Below are 3,554 nucleotides of genomic sequence, written 5' to 3' on the forward strand. Positions count from 1 at the left end.
ACCCCTACCTTGATTATCATTATGTCAACGAATTAGAACCCTGATAGGTCTTATCTACAGTCAAATTGTAGCAACTTCTGCTCTTATTTTTTTGCTGTTTTTTCATTTTGACTTTTTATTTTTTACAAAAAGAAAAACGAAGCCTGCTGTTTTCCCGTAGATTCTAGATGCCTGCTCCCCCGATTCCTGCAACAAAAAAACCGTCTTATTTAAACAAGACGGTTTCAGGTTTAATCAATTTTGATTGAGCCAAACTTGCATCTGAGCATACCTCAAAATGTAAATGGCTTCCTGTGCTATTTCCAGTGGAACCAACGTAGCCGATCGTTTGCCCTTGTTTCACTTGTTGACCCACTTTAACATGATATTCTTGTTGATGCGCATATAACGTTGTCGTTCCATCTTCATGTTCCAAGACAACATAGTTTCCCCAAGAAGGATGGAACTCTGCGATGATCACTTTTCCTTTCTTGGCTGCTAAAATTGGCTCCCCTTGGGCAGCAGCTAAATCCAGACCTCGATGAAATTCATTGCTTCTTGGACCAAAGTGACTTGAAATACTATAATTTTTCACTGGTACCAAAAAGCCGTCTGGATTTAATGTAACATTTTCCTTCTCATCATATTTGGTTAACTCATACGTCTCGATCAAGCTGTCCAATTTTTGATTGTATTTAGAATCAGTCGCATAACGACCAGTCAAAAATTTGGTTGCTTCTTGATAGGTACGAGTGTTGGATTTCCAAGCCCCTTCATAAAAATGACGATCCCCGGTCAAACCATTTTTCAGAAGTTTTGCGTAATCTGCCAGACTTTCTTCGTAGTTGTCATAAACTCGAAAGGCTGCTTGAATTGTATAATAGCGCCCATCTTTTCCTTCTTCTTGGGTATTCAAGCACGTAGATTTGTTTTTGTAGCTTCCTTTAATCCCAAATAAGTTATAGCAAGGTGCCTGTGCTAATTTGCTTTGGCCGCTACCAGATTCCAAGATCGCTTGTGCAATCATCACGGAAGCATAGAGATCATTTTCTTGTCCGAGTTTCCGGGCAGATTCACCAATTTTCCGAATAAAAGTCTCCACCGATTCATCCTTTTCAAAATGAATGGTTGCTTCTGGATCCGGATTTACTGAACGGATTGGTTCCGCCGGTTTAGATGAAACTGCCGGTTTTTTTACTGGTTTTTTGTGTGCAGGTTTTGTTTCTTTGCTTGGCTTTGGTTTGGTTGCACTTGTAGTTTCTGTTGAAGCACTAGAATCTGTCGACTCATGAGTCGTATCAGGCTTGCTTGTTTCAATCTCTTGCGAACTATCTGTTGTTGATTCTGTTGATTCTGTTGATTCCGTTGTTTCTGTTGTGCCTTCTGTTTCTTCATCTGGCGTTATCGAATCGGTGGTATTTTCTGTTTCAACAACGGTTTGTTCAGATGAAGTCGCCACACTACTTTCGCTTGTAACCGTTTGGTCCGTCACCTGTGACTGCTGTTCAGTAGCCAAAATTTGAATTGGTGCCGAAAGTAAGAGTTGCGATAGTAAAAGCGTTGATGAAATTTTTGTAAACTTATTCTTCTTCATTGCCCATTCTCCTTTTTTTGATTACTAAACGTTTAATAAAGACTTCCCTACTGTTACCTAAGAGCCCATCACTTATAATCCTCTTTTCATCATTAGTATAGGTGTTTTGAAAAAAAACTTTTCTTCTTTTTTTTCAAGTTGTCCGCCATTCTATGAATTAATCGAAAAATTGTATTGTCGGTCCTATCCTCTCGGAGTTGTTGGAAACAAATTCGTTGGCTCTAAACTTAGCAAAATCCATTGAAAAAGTGCTTTAGCTATTTTTTCGTCCAAGTTTTTTCCTATGCACCCTTTTCTTTAAACACAAAAAGAGTGGCACCAGCCACTCTTTTTGCAATATTATTCTTTTATATAGCTTCATAAAAGATAATCATAGGAATCGGTTTTTAGTTCATTGGAACAATCTTATATTGGTCTGTCACCATATATCTCATTGTTTCGTTCTTTTTATAGTCATTCGGGAATACACCTACTTTATTATCTGGTGCTGTTGTGGTGTATTCAATAACGTCGCCTGGCTTCAAATCATCCCATATTATTAGTTCTTCGTTAGAAGGGTTATGACTTCCTTTTTCACTGTACTCGCGAATAGGTTTACTATTCCGGAACACTTTTATAGATAAATAGGTTTCTTCTGGGCGGGTTGAATCATTGGTTCCCCTATCTCCTGCTCGATAGATGCGCAGTAAAGCATTCTTTTTAACATCACTCCCAATAAACTTGATAGTACTGTTGTAATATCGACCATCGCCTCTTAAGTCCCACTGTACAAAATAGCCTTTGACATAGCGGTTATAATGCTCTAAATTGATTTGTTTTTGTTGAGGGTCTGTTAAGCGATTAATTTCTTCTTCAACCCCTCGAATCGCCTTCAGTGAAATAAATTCCTTTAATTTAATATACTGGCCTTGATCCTCAAATAATTCTTTCAAAGAATCTATCAAAGAATCTGTTTTGCCAGGTGTACATTCTAAGTTCCATTGAATTGTAGTACTTATAGTATCAGGTGTTGTTTGATCAACGTTAGGAATAATTAGCTTAGCGTTACTGATTTCATAATCATAAACTCCGTTTACAAAATAACCATCATTATACATGATTGATTGACTCTCTGTATTCAACGTAATATTTTTATTTGCATTTATCTCATTTGTGGTTGATTTTTTTATTTGTTCGACTAAATCTTCTGATTCAAAAGGTTGACTTCCATTATTTATATTGCGCATAACATCTCTTTTAGATTCAAGCTTTAGCGCAATCCCCGCATTATTGGTGGACAAATTACTGCTAACTTTTCCTGTCAGCGTCCAATTACGACCTGTTTCTCGGGTTTTATCTTTGACAGCGATGTTCAAAGTTTTTTCCTGATCAATCATAGAGATTTCTTGAGTACCAATACTATCTGCTAATTTAGAAGTCGGAAAAGAGATGGCTTTAGGAACATAAGAAATACCAAAATAACTTTCACCAATAGTAGTTTGTTTATTTAAATCACTTGGTGGATTCGGGTTATATCCTCCATGCTCAGATAAATTAAGTGTTCCGCTGAGAGGTGTACTAGCTGAATCTGGGGCAGCAGTATTCTCATCTGCAGTAACATGATAACTTGAACCAAGTGCCAACAAACTACTCAATGTAATCAACTTTAAAAGATTCTTTGTTATCTTCATGTGATTCATCCTTTCTGTTTTTATAATCCCATTATATTTAGACGTCACCGCTATTTTTTATTCTTATTAGAATGAAAGGTACTGAAATAAAAAATTATGCAGAAAATTCTTCCATCGTTCACTTTTGACAAACGAGACTATTTGCTGAAACATCCTGTTTCAATGTTTTATGTCATACAGAATCGTTCCATTAAAAAAACTTTAATCTTCATAAATATTTCTTTCTAAAAAAACTGAGATCTCTGAGTGGAAGATGTCTGATTAAATTCTTCCCTACTTGTTTCGTTCGACTTACCCGATCATTACTCTAT

General features: G+C 36.6%; 2 protein-coding genes. Both read right to left on the reverse strand.

The features are described 5' to 3' along the window. Window positions 1-205 precede the first annotated feature (205 nt). A complete protein-coding gene (locus Q0A12_RS07195; protein ID WP_291291982.1) occupies window positions 206-1,573 on the reverse strand; it encodes a peptidoglycan DD-metalloendopeptidase family protein in 1,368 nt (455 codons plus the stop codon). 386 nt (window positions 1,574-1,959) lie between these two features. Then, window positions 1,960-3,243, reverse strand: a complete 1,284-nt coding sequence (locus Q0A12_RS07200; protein WP_291291983.1) for a hypothetical protein — start codon at window positions 3,241-3,243, stop codon at window positions 1,960-1,962. Window positions 3,244-3,554 lie beyond the last annotated feature (311 nt).

Origin of the sequence: Enterococcus sp., assembly GCF_022711995.1 — a bacterium.
Classification (GTDB): domain Bacteria; phylum Bacillota; class Bacilli; order Lactobacillales; family Enterococcaceae; genus Enterococcus_D.

What these genes read in the sequence shown, in the direction of transcription:
- Q0A12_RS07195 (WP_291291982.1), bottom strand. Translation starts at nt 1,573, where the DNA reads ATGAAGAAGAATAAGTTTACAAAAATTTCATCAACGCTTTTACTATCG.
- Q0A12_RS07200 (WP_291291983.1), bottom strand. Translation starts at nt 3,243, where the DNA reads ATGAAGATAACAAAGAATCTTTTAAAGTTGATTACATTGAGTAGTTTG.